Raw genomic sequence first — 18,334 nt, 5'->3', positions numbered from 1 at the left:
GGTCACGAACCCCTGCCCGGGCAGGGGCCGAGGCGTCAGCCGCCGAGGCAGTTGGCCCCGAGCAACTGCTTGAGGTCTCCCATGAGCGCCGGTGAAGGCGTGACCCGGTAGCGGTCCTCGACCCGCAGGACCGTGGTCCGGGGCCCGTTGTGCACCTGGAGGTGCACCTCGGAGGTGCCCGGGTGGGTGGTGAGGATCTCCTTGAGCCGCCCCACCACCGGCGGGATGCACTTCTGCAGCGTCATGCTCACCAGCAGCGGCCCGCCCGACTCGACGGTGAGGTCCGGCGCGGTCACCTCCATGGCGATGATCTTCGCCACGTCCTCCCGCTTGTCGATCCGCCCCTTGACGAAGACGATCGCGTCCTCGGCCAGGATGGTCGAGCAGAGCTGGTAGGCCGACGGGAAGATCATCACCTCGATGGCGCCTTCGAGGTCCTCCAACTGGGTGAGCACCCAGGTGTCGCCCTTCTTGGTGACCTTGCGCTGCACGCCCGACAGGATGCCGCCGACGGTGACGACCTGCCCGTCGGCGCGCGACTCGTCCTGGAGGGCGGCGATGGAGCAGTCGGCCCCGGCGCTGAGGATGTGCTCCACGCCGAGCAGCGGGTGGTCGGAGACGTAGAGCCCGAGCATCTCCCGCTCGAACTGCAGCAGCGTGGACTTCTCCCACTCCCCCAGCGGGATCTGCACGTCGAAGGTCTGGTCCTCGCCGCCCTCGACGGCGCCGAAGAGGGAGTCCTGGCCGATGGCCTCGTTCTTCTTGATGTCGATGATCGCGTCGACGGCCTGCTCGTGCACCATGACCAGGCCCTTGCGGACGTGCCCGAGGGAGTCGAAGGCGCCCGCCTTGATCAGCGACTCGATGACCCGCTTGTTGCAGACGATCGCCGGGACCTTGCGCAGGAAGTCCTTGAAGTCGGCGAAGCGGCCCTTCTCCTTGCGCGCGCCGATGATGCCGTCGACGACGTTGCCGCCGACGTTGCGGATGGCCGACAGGCCGAAGCGGATGTCGGTGCCGCGCGGGGTGAAGTCGAAGTCGGAGTCGTTGACGTCCGGCGGGAGCACCTTGATGCCCATGCGGCGGCACTCGTTGAGGTAGAGGGCCGACTTGTCCTTGTCGTCCTTGACCGAGGTGAGCAGGGCCGCCATGTACTCGGCCGGGTAGTTGGCCTTGAGGTAGGCGGTCCAGTAGGAGACCAGGCCGTACCCGGCGGTGTGCGCCTTGTTGAAGGCGTAGTCGGAGAAGGGCAGCAGGATGTCCCACAGGGCCTTGATGGCCGCGGCCGAGAAGCCGTTGTCCTGCATGCCCTTCTCGAAGAACTCGAACTGCTTGTCCAGCTCGGACTTCTTCTTCTTGCCCATCGCGCGGCGCAGCAGGTCGGCGCCGCCGAGCGAGTACCCGGCCACCTTCTGCGCGATGGCCATGACCTGCTCCTGGTAGACGATCAGGCCGTGCGTCGTGCTGAGGATCTCGCTGAGCGGCTCCTCCAGCTCGGGGTGGATCGGGGTGATCTCCTGCTGGCCGTTCTTGCGCAGCGCGTAGTTGGTGTGCGAGTTGGCGCCCATCGGGCCCGGCCGGTAGAGCGCGAGCGCCGCGGAGATGTCCTCGAAGTTGTCCGGCTTCATCAGCCGCAGCAGCGTGCGCATGCCACCGCCGTCAAGCTGGAAGATGCCCAGGGTGTCGCCGCGGGCCAGCAGCTCGTAGGCCTTGAGGTTGTCCAGCGGCAGCGCCAGCAGGTCGATCGTCTCGCCCCGGCCGGACTCGATCATCTTGATGCAGTCGTCGATGATCGTCAGGTTGCGCAGGCCCAGGAAGTCCATCTTCAGCAGGCCGAGCGACTCACAGGTCGGGTAGTCGAACTGCGTGATGATCGCGCCGTCGGCGTCGCGGCGCATGATCGGGATGTAGTCGGTCAGCGGCTCCGACGACATGATGACGCCGGCGGCGTGCACGCCGGTCTGCCGGATCAGGCCCTCCAGGCCGCGCCCGAGGTCGATCGTCGCCTTGACGTCGACGTCCTCCTCGTACAGCTTGCGCAGCTCGCCGGCCTCGTTGAAGCGCGGGTGGTCCTTGTCGAAGATGCCCGCGAGCGGGATGTCCTTGCCCATCACCGCGGGCGGGAAGGCCTTGGAGATGCGGTCGCCCAGGGCGTAGGGGTAGCCGAGGACGCGGCCGGCGTCCTTGACGGCGGCCTTGGCCTTGATGGTGCCGAAGGTGGCGATCATGGCGACCTTGTCGGCGCCCCACTTCTCCGTCACGTACCTGATCACGTCGGCGCGCCGGCGCTCGTCGAAGTCGATGTCGACGTCGGGCATGGAGACACGTTCGGGGTTGAGGAAGCGCTCGAAGATCAGGCCGTGCGGGATCGGGTCGAGGTCGGTGATGCCCAGCGCGTAGGCGACCAGCGAGCCGGCCGCGGAGCCTCGGCCCGGGCCCACCCGGATGCCGTTGTTCTTGGCCCACATGATGAAGTCGGCGACCACGAGGAAGTAGCTCGGGAAGCCCATCTGGATGATGACACCGAGCTCGTTCTCCGCCCAGGCGCGGTGCTCCTCGTCGATGCCCTCGGGGAAGCGCCGCTTCAGACCCTCCCAGGTCTGCTGGCGGAAGTACTCCTCCTCGGTCATGCCCTCGGGCACCGGGTAGGTCGGCATCAGGTTCTTGAACTCGAAGAACCCGGTCGGGTCGACCTTCTCGGCCACCAGCAGGGTGTTGCGGCAGCCCTCGGCCCAGATGTCGGAGCTGTCCACCGCGCGCATCTCGTCGGCGGTCTTGATGTAGTAGCCGGAGCCGTCGAAGCGGAAGCGGTCGGGGTCGGAGAGCTGCTTGCCGGTCTGGATGCACAGGAGCGCGTCGTGGGAGGCGGAGTCGGACTCGTAGGTGTAGTGCGAGTCGTTGGTGACCACCGGCGGGATGCCCAGCTCGCGGGAGATGCGGACCAGGCCGTCGCGGACGCGGCGCTCGATCTCGAGCCCGTGGTCCATGATCTCCAGGAAGTAGTTGTCCTTGCCGAAGATCTCCTGGTACTTCGCCGCCGCCTTGACGGCCTCGTCGTACTGCCCGAGCCGCAGCCGGGTCTGCACCTCGCCGGAGGGGCAGCCGGTGGTCGCCATCAGGCCGTCGGCGTGCTCGGCGAGGATCTCGGCGTCCATCCGCGCCCACTTGCGCACGAAGCCCTCGGTGTAGGCGCGCGAGGAGAGCTTCATCAGGTTGTGCAGGCCCGCCTTGTTGCGCGCCCAGATCGTCATGTGGGTGTAGTAGCCGCCCGCGGAGACGTCGTCGCTCTTCTGGTGCGGCTCGCCCCACAGCACCGGCTTCTTGTTCTGCCGCAGCTCGGGCGCGACGTAGGCCTCGATGCCGATGATCGGCTTGATGCCCGCCGCGGTCGCCTGCCTGTAGAAGTCGTTGGCGCCGTGCATGTTGCCGTGGTCGGTGATCGCGATGGCGGGCATGTTCAGGTCGCCAACCTGTTTGAACATCTGCTTGAGGCGCGCCGCCCCGTCCAGCATCGAATACTCGGTGTGCACGTGCAGGTGGACAAACGAGTCGCCGGACGACATGGAGCGGAGACCTCCTCGGATCGAGCTGGGATGCGCAGGCTCGACTCTAGCCGTCCCGGCCGACAGTCCGGAGCAGCCGCGCGTTTCCCTGACGACCTGTACGGCGGGCCCGCGCTCCCCCGGCTGATGTGTCAGCCTCGAGCCCCTCGCCGGGCGGCTCCGCCGTACCGGAGAACGACGCTCGGCGCGCCGTCCGACCCGTCACCACCTGCGCGGATATCGTCTGCGTGATGAGCCAGTCACGCACCGACGAGGGCTACACGCACGCCCTGGGCAACCGTCAGGTCCAGATGATCGCCATCGGCGGCGCGATCGGCGTCGGCCTGTTCCTCGGCTCCGGCGGCCGCATGGCCGCGGCCGGGCCGGCCCTGGTGCTGTCCTACTTCGCGGCCGGCGTGGCCGCCTTCTTCGTCATGCGGGCCCTGGGCGAGCTGGTCCTCTACCGGCCGACCAGCGGCTCGTTCGTGGAGTACGCCGGGGAGTTCATCGGCCCGTGGGCGGCCTTCGCCAGCGGCTGGATGTACTGGCTCAACTGGGCATTCACCGGCATCGCCGAGTTGACCGCGATCGCCACCTACGTCAAGTACTGGGCGCCGGGCTTCCCCGAGTACGTCACCGCCGGGCTCGCGCTGGCCGTGGTGCTGGTGGTCAACCTGCTGTCGGTCAAGCTCTTCGGCGAGCTGGAGTTCTGGTTCGCGCTGCTGAAGGTGCTGGCGATCTGCGCCTTCCTCATCGTCGGCCTGTTCCTGGTGATCTTCGCGGTGGACGGGGCGAGCCCGGCCAACCTCACCGCGCACGGCGGCTTCTTCCCCAACGGCTTCCCGGTCGTGCTGCTCAGCCTGCAGGCGGTCGTCTTCGCCTACGCCTCGATCGAGCTGGTCGGCATCACCGCCGGGGAGACCGCCGAGCCGCGCAAGGTGATGCCGCGGGCGATCAACGGCGTCGTGTGGCGGATCGCGGTCTTCTACGTCGGCTCGGTCCTGCTGCTCGGCATGGTGCTGCCCTGGACCTCCTACGAGGCGGGCACCTCGCCGTTCGTCACCGTCTTCGGCAGCATCGGGCTGCCGTGGGCGGCCGACGCCATGAACCTCATCGTGATCACCGCCGCGCTGTCCTCGTGCAACTCCGGCCTGTACTCCACCGGCCGCATCCTGCGCTCGATGGGCTTCAAGGGCGAGGCGCCGTCCTTCACCCGGCGGCTCAGCTCGCGGCACGTGCCGTTCGGCGGCATCCTGCTCACCGCCTCGGTCTTCCTGCTCGGCGTGGCCCTCTACTACTACGTCCCGGAACGCGCCTTCAACATCGCGACCGCGATCGCCTCCCTCGGCGTGATCACGACCTGGGCGACGCTGCTCTACTGCCAGGTACGGCTGCGCCGCTCCGGGCACCGCTCGGAGTTCGCCATGCCCGGCTCGCCGTACACCAACTGGGCGACGATGGCCTTCCTGCTGCTGGTCGTCCTGCTGATGGCGGTCGCCGACGAGGACCAGCGCATCGCGTTCTTCGCCATCCCGCTGGTGGCCGCGGCGATCTGGATCGGCTGGCGGGTCGTCAAGGCCCGGCGCGACGCCGCTGGGTGAGCGCGGCGAGCCGGGTTATCCTCCCTAGGACGCCTATCGGGGAGGGGGCGCGGGTGGCGCGCAGGCGGACCGCCGAGATGGTGGCGGCGGGGGCGCTGGGGGTGGCCCTGGCCTTGACCGTTCTGGCGACGGGGACGCTCGACCGGGTCTCGTGCGCGACGCTGGCGGTGGCCTGCGCCGAGGAGGGCCCGGCGGCGCGGCGGTTACCGCAGCCGCGCCGGCTGAGCCCGCAGGAGGCGGCGCTGAGCGGCGCCTACATCGCGCTGGGCGACTCGTTCTCCTCCGGCGAGGGCGTCTACGACGAGACCGAGCGGCCGATCGACGCGGGCGCGGGGCTGTGCCACCGCTCGCGGGGGTCGTACGTGCCGCAGATCGCCGGCTCCCTGCGGTTCGCCGGCGGCGCCTCGTTCTGGGCGTGCGCCGGGGCGACGACGGTGCACCTGCTGAAGGGCCAGCACGGGCACAAGCCGCAGATCTCCCGGGTGGGCCCGGCGGCCAGCCTGGTCACGGTGAGCATCGGCGGCAACGACGCGGGCTTCACCGACGTGCTCAAGGAGTGCATCCTGCGGCTGCCGTGGTCGGACGGCTGCACCGAGCAGGAGGCGGTGGTCCGCCGCCGGGTGGCCGGGATGACGCCCAACCTGCGCCAGGTGCTGCTGGAGATCCGCCGGCGGGCGCCGGAGGCCCGGATCATCGTGCTGGGCTACCCCCGGCCCTTCCCGGCCGCGCCGGCCGACCGGGTGGACAACCTGACGCCGGACGACCAGCGCTGGGTCAACCGGATGGCCCGCTTTCTCAACGACGCCTCGCGCGAGGTGGTGGCCGAGGTGGATCGGGCCATCGCCACCTTCGGCGGGCCGGGCAGCGCCGAGTTCGTGGACGCCTACGACGCCTTCGACGGCCACGAGATCGGGCGCGGCTCGCCGTACATGAACGCGCTCGACGTCGATGTCGAGCAGCTCAAGGTGTACAGCCGCAGCTACCATCCCACCGCCGGGGGGTATCGCAGGCTGGGAGAGCTCGTCGCGGCGCAGATCTCCGCCGGACCCGGACGGCCACTGAACAATCTCCTGCTCCCCTAGCGAGTCGCCGATCTCCCTTCCCTATGGGAGTATTTCGGGGTTTAGAAGGGGGTTTGTGGCCGTTGAGACAGAACCCTGGCCGCCGGATCGCCGGCCGGTACCACCTGCAGGAGCCCATCGGACGTGGCGGCATGGGCATCGTCTGGCGTGCCCATGACGAGCTCCTGGACCGCACGGTCGCGGTGAAGGAGGTCAGGTACTCGACCGACCTGGGCGAGGAGGTCCAGCTCCTCAACCGGCGCACCATGCGCGAGGCCAGGGCGGCGGCGCGGTTCGAGCACCCCAACGTGATCGTCGTCTACGACGTGATCGAGGAGGACGACCAGCCCTGGATCGTCATGCAGCTCGTGCCCTCCCGCTCGCTGGGCACGGTGATCAAGCAGGACGGCCCGCTGCCGTGGAAGAAGGTCGCCGAGATCGGCCTGGCGGTGCTGGAGGCCCTGCACAGCGCGCACGAGGCCGGCGTCCTGCACCGCGACGTCAAGCCGGAGAACGTGCTGCTGGCCGACGACGGCCGGGTGGTGCTGACCGACTTCGGCATCGCCACCCTGGAGACCGAGACCCAGCTCACCATGACCGGACTGGCCGGGACCCCCGCCTTCATCGCGCCGGAACGCCTCAAGGGGCTGCCCGCGCGGCGCGAGTCCGACCTGTGGTCGCTCGGCGCCACGCTGTACGCCGCCGTCGAGGGCCGCGCCCCGCACGAGCGCGGCATGGTGATGGCGACCATGCACGCGGTGCTCAACGACGAGGCCGACCCCGCCTCCAAGGGCGGCCCGCTGGCGCCGGTGATCACCGGCCTGCTGGTCAAGGAGCCCGACGAGCGGCTCACCTACGGCGACGCCGCGCGGATGCTGCGCGACATCGTCCGCCGTTCCCAGCCTCCGGCGGCGCCCCCGCCGGAGGAGGACGACATGCCCACCGACCCGACGCTGCGGGCCGTACCGGCGCTTCCGCCCAAGCAGACGGCGCGCCGGACGCCCACGCCGGCGTCCTCCGCGCCGGAGACCGGATCGCACCTGGAGCAGGTGGAGCCCCGTCCGGCGGTCACCCGCAAGGAGAGCACGCCGCCGCGGGAGCTGGAGGATCCGACCGTCACCTCCCGGTCCGGCTCGCGCCGCGTCACGCCGGTGGTCGCCGTCGGCGCGGCCGTGGCGCTGGTGGCCGGCGTCGGCGTCTGGCTCGGGCTGCGCTCGGCCGACGACCCGCAGGCCTCCCCCAAGCCGTCGGCGGCCGCCGCCACCTCCACGGCGACCACGCCCCCCTCGGCCGCGCCCTCCACCGCGGGGCCCTCCTCCGCCGAGCCCTCGGCGACGCCCGAGAGCACCCCGGAGGCCACGCCGTCGGCGGAGAAGCCGAAGGACGCGCTGCCCGAGGGCTGGAAGATGTACAAGGACAAGACCGGCTTCCAAGTCGGCCTGCCCAAGGGCTGGGAGGAGTACAAGCGGGAGGGCTCGCAGGTCTTCTTCCGCGGCCCGGGCGCGGCCTCCAACGCCTTCCTCGCCATCGACCAGATCGACAAGGCCGGCGACGACCCCAAGCGCGACTGGGAGGTCCAGGAGCGCGGCGCCTCCAGCCGGTTCGGCGGCTACAAGCTGGTCCACATCAAGAAGGTGGACTACATGGTCGCCGCCGCCGACTGGGAGTTCACCTGGATCACCAACTCCGGCAAGACCCGGGTGCGCAACCGCGGCTTCGTCACCGAAGGCGGCATGGGCTACTCCATCTACTGGCACAACCTAGACAGCCGCTGGAAGAAGGACCTGCACTTCTTCGACACCTTCGCCGCGACGTTCAAACCACGCAAGTAGGTAGGCTGTCGCGGATGGACAGGCAGGTCGGCAGGCGCTATCGACTGATCGAGCCCCTCGGCGAAGGCGGGATGGGCATCGTCTGGCGCGCCCACGACGAGTTCCTCGACCGCCCGGTGGCGGTCAAGGAGGTGCGCTACACCGGCGTCGGCGAGGCCAAGCGGGCCGAGCTGAACGCGCGCACCATCCGCGAGGCGCGCGCCGCGGGGCGGCTCGACCATCCCGGCGTCGTGGTCGTCCACGACGTCGTGGAGGAGGACGGCCGGCCCTGGATCGTCATGCAGCTCGTGCCCTCCCGCTCGCTGGCCGAGGTGGTCAGGAGCGGCGGCCCGCTGCCGGTCGGGCACGTGGCCCACATCGGGCTGCAGGTGCTCGGCGCGCTGCGCGCCGCCCACGCCACCGGCGTCCTGCACCGCGACGTCAAGCCGGAGAACGTGCTGCTGGCCGACGACGGCCGGGTCGTGCTGACCGACTTCGGCATCGCCACCCTGGAGGCCGACGCCGGGCTCACCGCCACCGGCAACCTCGTCGGCACCCCCGCCTACATGCCGCCCGAGCGGCTGAACGGCCTGCCCGCCACCCCCGCCTCCGACCTGTGGTCGCTCGGCGCGACGCTGTACGCCGCCGCCGAGGGCGTGCCGCCCTTCCGCCGCGACTCCTGGGCCGCCACCGTCGCCGCCGTGCTGCGCGACGCCCCCGAGCCGCCGCGCCTGGCCGGGCCGCTGGCGCCGGTCATCATGGGCCTGCTCAAGGGCGACCCGGCCACCCGGATGGGCGCCGACGAGGTGCAGGCCCGGCTCACCGCCCTGCGCTCCGGCACCGCGCCGCAGCGCCTCGGCGAGGCCACCGTCGACCTGCCCGCCCCGCGCCGCCGCCCGGCCGCGCTGTGGGCCGTGCCGCTCGTCCTGCTGCTGGCCGCCGGCGCGGGCGGCGGCTACTGGTGGGTCTCCTCCCAGTCCGCCGCCGGCGCGCCGGTGACGGCCTCGCCCACGCCCGCGCCGCCGACCTCCGCCCCGGCCACCCCCACCCGTACGGCGAAGCCCACCCCGTCGCTGCCGGCCGGCTGGCGCACCGTCAAGAACGCCGCGGGCGGCTTCTCCATCGCCCTGCCCGCCGGCTGGACGATCAAGCCGCACGCCACCCGCGCCAGCGTCACCCTCAGCGGCCCCGGCGCCCAGGGCGTGCTGATCGTCGAGTGGACCGAGCCGGAGGCCGACTACGCCGACGAGGTCGAGCACTGGACCGACGTCGAACGGCAGATCCTGGCCAAGAACCAGTTCACCGGCTACCGCCGGATCGGGATCCGCCCGCTCACCTACCTCGGCCGCCCGGCCGCCGACTGGGAGTTCATCCGCTCGGTCCAGGGCCGCCAGCTCCACGTCGTCAACCGCGGCTTCCGCACCCGCGACGGCCGGCCCTTCGCCCTGTACTGGGAGGCGCCGCAGAGCACCTGGAACGCCGAGCTGCGTTACCTGCGCACCTTCCGGCAGTCCTTCCGCCCGTCTTGATCCGGGACCAATAGATCACCCGATCCTGGGTAGCTCGCGGCTCATGTCCGATTCTGCGGGGATCATCGGTGGGCGTTACCGGCTGTTGCACCCGATCGGGCGCGGCGGCATGGGCAAGGTCTGGCAGGCTCACGACGAGGTGCTCGACCGCGACGTGGCGATCAAGGAGGTCATCCCGCCGCCCGATCTGGAGGAGGCCGACCGCGCCCTGTTCCTCGCCCGGACCTTCCGCGAGGCCAGGGCGGCCGGCCGGGTCGCGCATCCGGGCGTGGCGATGGTCTACGACGTGCTGGAGGAAGCCGGCCACCCCTGGATCGTGATGCAGCTCATCCCGTCCGACACCCTCGGCTCGCAGACGCCGCTGCCGCCCAGGCGGGTGGCGGAGATCGGCGTGCAACTGCTGGAGGCGCTGCGCGCGGCGCACGCGGCGGGCGTGCTGCACCGGGACGTCAAACCGGACAACGTGCTGCTGAGCGAGGACGGCCGGGCCGTGCTCACCGACTTCGGCATCGCCACCACCGACGACGACGTGACCGTCACCAGGACCGGCGTGCTGGTCGGGACGCCGGCCTTCATCGCGCCGGAGCGGGCGCTCGGCGCCGACGCCACACCCGCCTCCGACCTGTGGTCGCTGGGCGTCACACTCTACGTCGCGGCGGAGGGCCGCTCGCCCTTCCAGCGCGACAATCCGCTGTCCACGCTGGCCGCGGTGATCCACGCCGAGGCGGCGCCGATGAGCCGCGCCGGACCCCTCGCGCCGATCATCACCGGCCTGCTGCGCAAGCACCCCGAGGACCGGATGCCGCTGGAGGAGGCCGACGCCCGGCTGCGGGCCGTCGCCGCGGGGCTGCCCGCCGAGCCGACCAGCCCGGCGGCGGCGGCCCTGGCCGGGGCGCCGAGGTCCGGGCGGCTGACGCGCCGCCAGACGCGGGCGGCCGTGCTGGTGTCGGCCGCGACCGTCGCCGTGGCGCTGGTGGCCGGGGCGACCGCGTGGCTGACCGGTCGCGAGACCACGGGCGGGCCGCCTGCCGTACCTTCGGTGAAGAGCACGGTCTCGGCCGCGTCGGAGCCGCGGCGCAGCGAGCCCGAGAAGAGCCCGGTACGGCAGGCCCCGCCGGTCGCCCCGTCGGTCACGCCGTCCGAAGCCCTTCCGTCGGCCGAGCGCAGCCCGGAGCCCGAGCCCCGCCCCTCCGCCACCCCCACCAAGCCCAAGCCGAAGCCAAAGAAGACGCCGCAGGAGGAGGCCGAGGAGAGCGCCTCGGGCGAGCCCGGCGAGATCGAGCCCACCGACGCCGAGGGCGGCCCCGCCGAGGAGGGCGAGGGCTAGATCAGGACTCCGCCCCGACGACGTCGAGCGCGTGCCGCAGGTCGTCGGGGTACTCGGTGGTGAAGGTCATCCACTCGCCCGTGGACGGGTGCTCGAAACCGAGGCTGACCGCGTGCAGCCACTGCCGCTTCAGCCCCAGCCGCGCGGCGAGCGTCGGGTCGGCGCCGTAGAGCAGATCGCCCGCGCACGGGTGCCGCAGCGCCGACATGTGCACCCGGATCTGGTGGGTGCGGCCGGTCTCCAGCTTGATGTCCAGCAGGGAGGCGGCCCGGAAGGCCTCGACGGTGTCGTAGTGCGTGACGCTGGGCTTGCCGCCGGCGACCACGGCGAAGCGGCCGTCGCCGCTGGGGTGCCGGTCGATGGGCGCGTCCACGGTGCCGCGGAAGGGGTCGGGGTGGCCCTGGACCAGCGCGTGGTAGCGCTTGTCCACGGTGCGTTCCTTGAAGGCGCGCTTGAGCATCGAGTAGGCGTACTCGCTCTTGGCGACCACCATCGCGCCGGTGGTGTTGGCGTCGAGGCGGTGCACGATGCCCTGGCGCTCGGCCGCGCCGCTGGTGGCGATGGTGTGCCCGGCGCCGAGCAGGCCGCCGATCACGGTGGGGCCGGTCCAGCCCACGGTGGGGTGGGCGGCGACGCCGATCGGCTTGTTGACCACGATCAGGTCGTCGTCCTCGTAGACGATGGCCATGCCGGGGATCGGCTCGGCCACCGGCATCGGCGTGGCGACCGGCGGCGGGATGACCACTTCCAGCCAGGCGCCGGCGTGGACCCGGTCGGACTTGGCCGCCGGGGAGCCGTCGACCAGGACGTCGCCCTCGGCGATCAGCTCGGCGGCGCGGGTGCGGGAGAAGCCGAACAGGCGCGACAGGGCGGCGTCGAGACGCTCGCCCTCCAGGCCGTCGGGCACGGGCAGCGTGCGGACCTCGCTCACTTGGCCTCCCTGCCACCGTCGATCTGGTAGCCGCGCCAGGCCAGGACGACGGCGAGGATGCCGCCGCAGACGATGGAGGCGTCGGCGATGTTCCAGATCGGGAAGTTGCCGATGATCGGGAAGTTGTCCGGCAGGACCTCGATGAAGTCGACCACGTGTCCCTGCAGGCCGCCGGGGGCGCGGAAGAGGCGGTCGGTGAGGTTGCCCAGCGCCCCGCCGAGCAGCATGCCCAGGCAGATCGCCCACGGCAGGCTGCGCAGCTTGCGCGCGGTGCGGATGATGGCGAAGACCACGCAGGCGGCGATGATGGTGAAGACGAAGGTCATCCCGGTGCCGATGCTGAACGCGGCGCCCGAGTTGAAGATCACCCGGAACTGCAGCACGCCGGGGATGACCACGTACGGCGGCTCGCCCTCCAGGGTCCGCAGCACGATCGTCTTGGTGATCAGATCGGCGGCGTAGAGGACGAAGGCGAGGGAGCTCAGCAGGATGAGGAGCTTGCGACGGTCACGCGCCGGGGCTTGCGGCGCCGACGCGTCCGGCTTGACGGGCGTGACGGGCGTCCCGGCGGACTCCGGAGCGGAGCCGGCGGCCTCCCCCTGGGTCGCCGGCTCCTGCGCGCCGCCTTCTAGCGGCGTTCCTCCCGCTGCTTGCAGGTCACGCACAGCGTCGCCCGCGGGAACGCCTGAAGGCGTTCCTTGCCGATCGGCTTGTGGCACGATTCGCACACTCCATAGGTCCCTGCGTCGATCCTGGCGATCGCACGTTCGTTCTGCGCGACCAGGTCGCGTGCATTCAGGGTAAGGGCGATCTCGCGTTCGCGCTCATAGGTCTTGGCCCCGGCGTCGGCCTGGTCGTCGCCGGCGCCCTTGGTGACGTCGCCCGAGGCGATCTCCGATTCGTGCCGCGCGATGTCGGCGTTGAGCTCGGCGACCTCCAGGGCCAGAGCGGCCCGGACCTCGGCCAGTTCGTCCTCTGACCACGTCGAGGGGGTGGTGGCGGTCTGCGTGACTGCCGTCATTGCGTCCTCCATGCTGATCAAGGTCCTCAATGGTGCGGGAAGCTTAGGCCGCCGATAACAGCTCGGCAAACGACCCGCCGGTCGGATTACCTCACCCGTACTATCCCGCCCGGCCGCTTCAACTCCCCTCCCGGCCCATCCATTCCCAGCTTTTTGTCGTGACTTGTGACTCGGCTCCCCCAGGCGTCCCACAATCGGGAAGCCTCCCGCGCCGCTCTGCGTTATGGTGGAGACCCGCAAGGCTGTGATGGGGCCCTGTGAGCAAGCTCACAGGGGTATCACCCCGGAGCCGCCGGAAGAACGGCACTCGCCCAGTAGAACCGGCAGCGGTCAAATGAAGAGGGTTTCCCTCCGGGGAGATCAAGAAGGGTGGTACCGCGGAGCCGTCCATCCGGCTTCGTCCCTTCAACGTGTTCATTTCCGTTGAAGGAGGACCCGCCAGAGATGTCCCACTATTTCCGCTCCCTTCCTGCGCAGGTCGACCTGCCCGCGCTCGAGCGTGAGGTCCTGGACCGCTGGCGGGACGGCAAGATCTTCGAGCGCTCGGTCGAGCAGAACGACGGCAACCCGAGCTGGGTGTTCTACGAAGGTCCGCCCACCGCCAACGGCATGCCCGGCGTGCACCACACCGAGGCCCGCACCTTCAAGGACCTGTTCCCGCGCTACAAGACCATGCGCGGCTACAGCGTCCCGCGCCGGGCCGGCTGGGACTGCCACGGCCTGCCGGTCGAGGTCAGCGTCGAGAAGGAACTCGGCCTGTCCGGCAAGAAGGACATCGAGACGTACGGCATCGCCGCCTTCAACGACAAGTGCCGCGAGTCGGTCATGCGGCACGTCGACGCCTGGGAGGCCCTGTCGGGCCGGATGGGCTACTGGGCCGACCTCGAGAACGCCTACCGCACCATGGACCCGGCCTACGTCGAGTCGGTCTGGTGGTCGCTGAAGACGATCTGGGACAAGGGCCTGCTCTTCCGCGACTTCCGCATCACGCCCTACTGCCCGCGCTGCGGCACCGGCCTGTCCGACCACGAGCTCGGCCAGCCCGGCGGCTACGAGGACGTCACCAGCCCCTCGGTCTTCGTCCGCATGCCGGTGACCTCCGGGCCGCTGGAGGGCGCCTCCCTGCTCATCTGGACGACCACGCCCTGGACGCTGGTGTCCAACACCGCCGTCGCCGTCCACCCGGACGTCACCTACGTGGCCGTCCGCACCGGCGACGAGACCCTCGTCATCGCCGAGCCGCTGCTGGCCAAGGTGCTCGGCGAGGCCGAGTACACCGAGGTCGGCCGCTACACCGGCCGCGAGCTGGAGCGCACCCCCTACTCGCGCCCCTTCGACCTGGTCGACATCCCCGGCGCGCACTACGTCGTGCTCGGCGACTACGTCACCGTCGAGGACGGCACCGGCCTGGTCCACCAGGCGCCCGCCTTCGGCGCCGACGACCTCACCGTCTGCAAGTCGTACGGCATGCCGATCGTCAACCCGATCGGCCCCGACGGCCGCTTCCTGGCCGACGTGCCCATGGTCGGCGGCCAGTTCTTCAAGGACGCCGACGAGGGCCTGACCGAGGACCTGCGCGCCCGCGGCCTGCTGTTCCGCGGCGGCCACTTCGAGCACGCCTACCCGCACTGCTGGCGCTGCCACACCGCGCTGCTGTACTACGCGCTGCCCGCCTGGTACATCCGCACCACCGCGGTCAAGGACGCCCTGCTGCGCGAGAACGAGCAGACCAACTGGCACCCCGACACCATCAAGTGGGGCCGCTACGGCGAGTGGCTGCGCAACAACGTCGACTGGTCGCTGTCGCGCTCGCGCTACTGGGGCACCCCACTGCCGCTGTGGGTCTGCACCGCCGACGAGTCGCACGTCACCTGCGTCGGCTCGCTCGCCGAACTGGGCGCCCTGGCCGGCCAGGACCTCTCCGCGCTCGACCCGCACCGCCCCTACGTCGACGACGTCACCTTCGCCTGCCCGCACTGCGGCGAGGAGGCCCGGCGGGTCAGCGACGTCATCGACGCCTGGTACGACTCCGGCTCCATGCCCTTCGCCCAGTGGGGCGCGCGCGGCAAGCCCGAAGGCGTCTACCCCGCGCAGTTCATCTGCGAGGGCATCGACCAGACCCGCGGCTGGTTCTACTCGCTCATGGCCGTCGGCACCCTCGTCTTCGACCAGAGCTCCTACGAGAACGTGCTCTGCATGGGCCTGCTCGTCGGCGAGGACGGCCGCAAGATGAGCAAGCACATCGGCAACGTGCTCGACCCCATGGCGATCATGGACCGGCACGGCGCCGACGCGCTGCGCTGGTTCATGGCCTGCTCCGGCTCGCCGTGGGCGCAGCGCCGCATCGGCCACTCGGTGCTGGAGGAGATCGTCCGCAAGGTCCTGCTGACCTACTGGAACACCACCTCCTTCTTCACCCTGTACGCCAACGCCGAGTCCTGGTCGCCGTCCATGCTGGCCGACGCCGCGCCCGCCGCCGAGCGGCCGCTGCTCGACCGCTGGGCCCTGGCCGAGCTGCACCGGACCGTCGCCGAGGTCACCGCCGCCTTCGACGGCTACGACACCGTGCGCGCCGGGCGGCGGCTGGCGGAGTTCCTGGACGACCTGTCCAACTGGTACGTCCGGCGCTCGCGCCGCCGCTTCTGGTCCGGCTCCGCCGACGCCTTCGCCACGCTCTACGAGTGCCTGGAGACCGTCACCCGGCTGCTGGCGCCGATCACGCCGTTCCTCACCGACTACCTGTGGGACGTGCTGCGCGGCGTCGACCAGGCCCCCTCCGTGCACCTGGCCACCTGGCCGGCGGTGAACGAGGCCCTGCTCGACCCGGCCCTGTCGGAGCAGATGGCGCTGGTCCGCCGCCTGGTCGAGCTGGGCCGCTCGGCCCGGGCCTCCTCCGGCGTCAAGACCCGCCAGCCGCTCGGCCGTGCCCTGGTCAGCGCGCCCGGCTGGGCCGCCCTCTCGCCCGAACTGCGCTCGCTCATCGCCGACGAGCTCAACGTGGCCGAGCTGGACGACCTGTCCGGGTTCAGCGCCGACCTGGTCAACTTCTCGGTGAAGCCCAACTTCCGTGCGCTCGGCAAGCGCTTCGGCTCCGAGACCAAGCTCGTCGCCGCCGCGATCACCGCCGCCGACCCGGCCGCCCTGGCCGCCGGGCTCCGCTCGGGCGCGCCGGTCACGGTGACCGCCGCCTCGCTGGGCGAGGTCACCCTGGGGGCCGAGGACGTCATCGTCACCGAGCAGCCCAAGTCCGGCTGGTCGGTCGAGACCGGCGCCGTCGGCACGGGCACCGGCGAGACCGTCGCGCTCGACCTCACCCTCACCGACGAGCTGCGCCGGGCGGGGCTCCTGCGCGAGGTCGTGCGCCTGGTCCAGGACGCTCGCAAGTCCACCGGGCTGTCGATCACCGACCGCATCGACCTCTTCTGGACCGCTGCCGACACCGCTCCCGACCTGGCCGCCGCCCTGCGCTCCGGTGGCTCCTTCGTGGGCGAGGAGGTGCTGGCCGCCTCCGTCACCGAGGGCACCAGCCCCGGCCTGCCCGCCCACACCGACGCCGACCTCGGCCTCACCTTCCAGCTCCGCCGCGCCTGACCCGAACACGCCACCGGCCCCCGTGCTCTCTCGCACGGGGGCCGGTGTCATGTCGGGCTTCAGGTCGTACGGCAGGCCGCACCGGGCTCGCCTCCAGGCAGGCCGGGGGCCCAGCTGGGCTCGTCCCGGGCCAGGGGTGCGACCCGGCAGGTGCGCCGGACCGTTTTGGTCGTCGCGGATGTACGGGTCAGGCGCCGCTCTGGCACACCGAGCAGGCCGTCAGGCCCGCCGCGTCGGCCGCCTCACGTCGCATGGTCTCCACACCCGCGTCCCCCGCACCCTTCACCAGGGGGCAGGAGCCGGTGTGGTACCGCCGCGTCCCCACGATGACCTTGACCACACCCTCGGGGAGAGCGGCCTCCTCCCCGCGCACGGCGGCGAGGTCCTCGCTCGGGATGGCCCTCAGGGTGAGCCCGGGGTCGGTGTCGTCAGGCTCCCTCGCCGGCTCCCCAGGCTGGGGCGCGCTCGGCGCAGCGGAGTCGCCGAGACCCTCACCGGCGCGGTCAGCCCGAGCCTCAGCCGCACCCTCGGCCCGCCCCGGGGCCGCCTCGGGAGCGTCCTGCGGGCGCTTGGGAGCCGCAGCAGAGGTGTCGTCGGGCCGTGCCGGAGTCGGCTCGGCGGCCTGAGCAGCGTCCTCGGCCACCTTCTCCCGCTCGTCGCCGACCTTGGCGGCACCGCCCGTCCCGGCGACCCGGAACACGGACGTGGCCCCCGCCCCAGGCTCCTCCTCCTCGGCCCGAGACTCGGGCGCAGAGGTGGCAGGGCCGGAACCTGCAGGCGGGCTCGAAGCGGCTACGCGGTCCGACTTGGCAGGCGGGTCAGCGGGCTCGTCGGCCCGGTCCCGGCTCTCCTCGCCGGCCACAGGCTCGTCGGTGGAGCGCTCGGCGGCATACGGGTCCTTGCGCGGCCGGCTGCCCGGCTTGGCGGACTGCTCGGGCTCGGCAGGCTGCTCCGCCGTACCGGACGGACCGTCCTGGCGGGCGAACCACCCCCCACCCGAACCGGACGGCTGCGGGGCGCGAAGCTCACGAGTGGGCCCGGAGGCATACCCGGGCGCAAGACCCTCAGCGGCAGAAGCCGCCGTGGTGGACGGCGAAGCAGCGGACGACCCCGCGGCGGAGGCCGGGGAAGCCGGGGAAGTGGAAGGCGCCGAGTCGGGCTCGGCGACAGGGGGAAGTTGACGGCCGCCGAGGGCGGCGTCGGGCAGGCAGGTGGTGCAGGGCGAGAAGCCCTCCTCCCGCGCCTCCTCGTAGGTGAGCTCCTCGGTGTCCCGCCCCACGAGCAGCCGGCAACCGGCGACGTGGTAGCGCTTGCGTCCGGGGATCACGATGACGAGGGCGTCAGGGGAGACGCCACCGGCCTGGGGGCGGCCCGGCGTACGGCCGGGTGGCTGGGCGGCGGTGACGGCTGCGGCGGCGGCCGGACGGGCGTACGGCGGGCCGACCGGTGCGGCGCTGGGCATGGACGCCGGCGACGGGAAAGCACCCGGCGGGACCGGCACTCCCATGGGGGAGGCCTGGACCGGGGTGCCGTGCTGTCCCGGGTGGGCGGGCCGGCCCTGAGGGACGGGCTGGCCGTGGGTGCTGGGCAGCGTCTGGGTGACGGGCGACCCCTGCGGGACGGGCCGTCCCGGGGTGACGGGGTGCCCGGCGACGCCGGGGGTGACGGGGTGACCCGTGGTGACGGTCTGGCTCTCGCCGGTGAGGGCGTCCTTGACCGGCGGCGCTGTGGCCCCGGCACGCCCATTGCCGGGGAACAGCTCGTGTCGCCGAAGGAAGGCCCCGATCACGAGGAAGAGCGCGGAGAGCACGCAGACCACGATCGACCACATGATCAGGAACGGTTTGGTCAGGACGAAGCCCGCGATCAGGAGAACGATCGCCGTGAGCACCAGTCCAGCACTGATGAGGATCACTAGGG

The 18,334-nt window shown here is 71.6% G+C and carries 11 protein-coding genes; 6 read left to right on the top strand and 5 right to left on the bottom strand.

Annotated elements, in window-relative coordinates:
- Nucleotides 1-35: 35 nt before the first annotated feature.
- On the bottom strand, nucleotides 36-3,563 hold the full coding sequence (gene dnaE / locus ACIBG7_RS10325) for a DNA polymerase III subunit alpha (protein WP_397335839.1): 3,528 nt from the start codon (nucleotides 3,561-3,563) through the stop codon (nucleotides 36-38).
- A gap of 230 nt (nucleotides 3,564-3,793) precedes the next feature.
- Here dnaE and ACIBG7_RS10320 point away from each other — a divergent pair, with 230 nt between their 5' ends.
- From ACIBG7_RS10320 to ACIBG7_RS10300, 5 genes are all read left to right on the top strand, one after another.
- Nucleotides 3,794-5,143 (top strand): amino acid permease, encoded by a 1,350-nt coding sequence (locus ACIBG7_RS10320; RefSeq protein WP_357924416.1) that lies wholly within the window; start codon nucleotides 3,794-3,796, stop codon nucleotides 5,141-5,143.
- 53 nt (nucleotides 5,144-5,196) lie between these two features.
- Nucleotides 5,197-6,225: an SGNH/GDSL hydrolase family protein gene (locus ACIBG7_RS10315; RefSeq protein WP_397335838.1), complete on the top strand. Its 1,029-nt coding sequence runs from the start codon at nucleotides 5,197-5,199 to the stop codon at nucleotides 6,223-6,225.
- A 62-nt stretch (nucleotides 6,226-6,287) separates the two neighbouring features.
- Nucleotides 6,288-8,036 carry a serine/threonine-protein kinase gene (locus ACIBG7_RS10310; RefSeq protein ID WP_397335837.1) on the top strand — a complete coding sequence of 583 codons (1,749 nt, stop codon included), beginning with the start codon at nucleotides 6,288-6,290 and terminating at the stop codon, nucleotides 8,034-8,036.
- Between the two features lie 14 nt (nucleotides 8,037-8,050).
- Nucleotides 8,051-9,544 (top strand): protein kinase, encoded by a 1,494-nt coding sequence (locus ACIBG7_RS10305; protein ID WP_397335836.1) that lies wholly within the window; start codon nucleotides 8,051-8,053, stop codon nucleotides 9,542-9,544.
- 43 nt (nucleotides 9,545-9,587) lie between these two features.
- On the top strand, nucleotides 9,588-10,871 hold the full coding sequence (locus ACIBG7_RS10300) for a protein kinase (protein ID WP_357924407.1): 1,284 nt from the start codon (nucleotides 9,588-9,590) through the stop codon (nucleotides 10,869-10,871).
- A gap of 1 nt (nucleotide 10,872) precedes the next feature.
- On the opposite strand, the gene ACIBG7_RS10295 is transcribed toward ACIBG7_RS10300, so the two are convergent.
- From ACIBG7_RS10295 to ACIBG7_RS10285, 3 genes are read right to left on the bottom strand one after another with little or no spacing between them, the layout of a single operon-like run.
- Nucleotides 10,873-11,802, bottom strand: coding sequence for an RluA family pseudouridine synthase (locus tag ACIBG7_RS10295; RefSeq protein ID WP_397335835.1), 930 nt, complete (start codon nucleotides 11,800-11,802; stop codon nucleotides 10,873-10,875).
- Nucleotides 11,799-12,467 (bottom strand): signal peptidase II, encoded by a 669-nt coding sequence (gene lspA, locus ACIBG7_RS10290; RefSeq protein WP_397335834.1) that lies wholly within the window; start codon nucleotides 12,465-12,467, stop codon nucleotides 11,799-11,801. Before lspA ends, ACIBG7_RS10295 begins: the two co-directional genes overlap by 4 nt.
- Nucleotides 12,431-12,835, bottom strand: a complete 405-nt coding sequence (locus ACIBG7_RS10285) for a TraR/DksA C4-type zinc finger protein (protein WP_357924862.1) — start codon at nucleotides 12,833-12,835, stop codon at nucleotides 12,431-12,433. The genes lspA and ACIBG7_RS10285 overlap by 37 nt, the downstream gene beginning before the upstream one ends.
- Before the next feature lie 432 nt (nucleotides 12,836-13,267).
- On the opposite strand from ACIBG7_RS10285, the gene ileS reads away from it, so the two are divergent.
- Complete coding sequence (ileS, locus tag ACIBG7_RS10280) at nucleotides 13,268-16,414, top strand: isoleucine--tRNA ligase (protein WP_397335833.1); 3,147 nt, start codon at nucleotides 13,268-13,270, stop codon at nucleotides 16,412-16,414.
- Between the two features lie 187 nt (nucleotides 16,415-16,601).
- Here the strand turns inward: ileS and ACIBG7_RS10275 are convergent, their stop codons facing one another.
- Nucleotides 16,602-18,329, bottom strand: a complete 1,728-nt coding sequence (locus ACIBG7_RS10275; protein ID WP_397335832.1) for a hypothetical protein — start codon at nucleotides 18,327-18,329, stop codon at nucleotides 16,602-16,604.
- Nucleotides 18,330-18,334 lie beyond the last annotated feature (5 nt).

It is taken from the genome of Nonomuraea sp. NPDC050328, from assembly GCF_044459405.1.
Lineage (GTDB): Bacteria > Actinomycetota > Actinomycetes > Streptosporangiales > Streptosporangiaceae > Nonomuraea.
The sequence above is the reverse complement of the archived record's forward strand: the minus strand, read 5'-3'. Positions and strand labels throughout refer to the sequence as shown.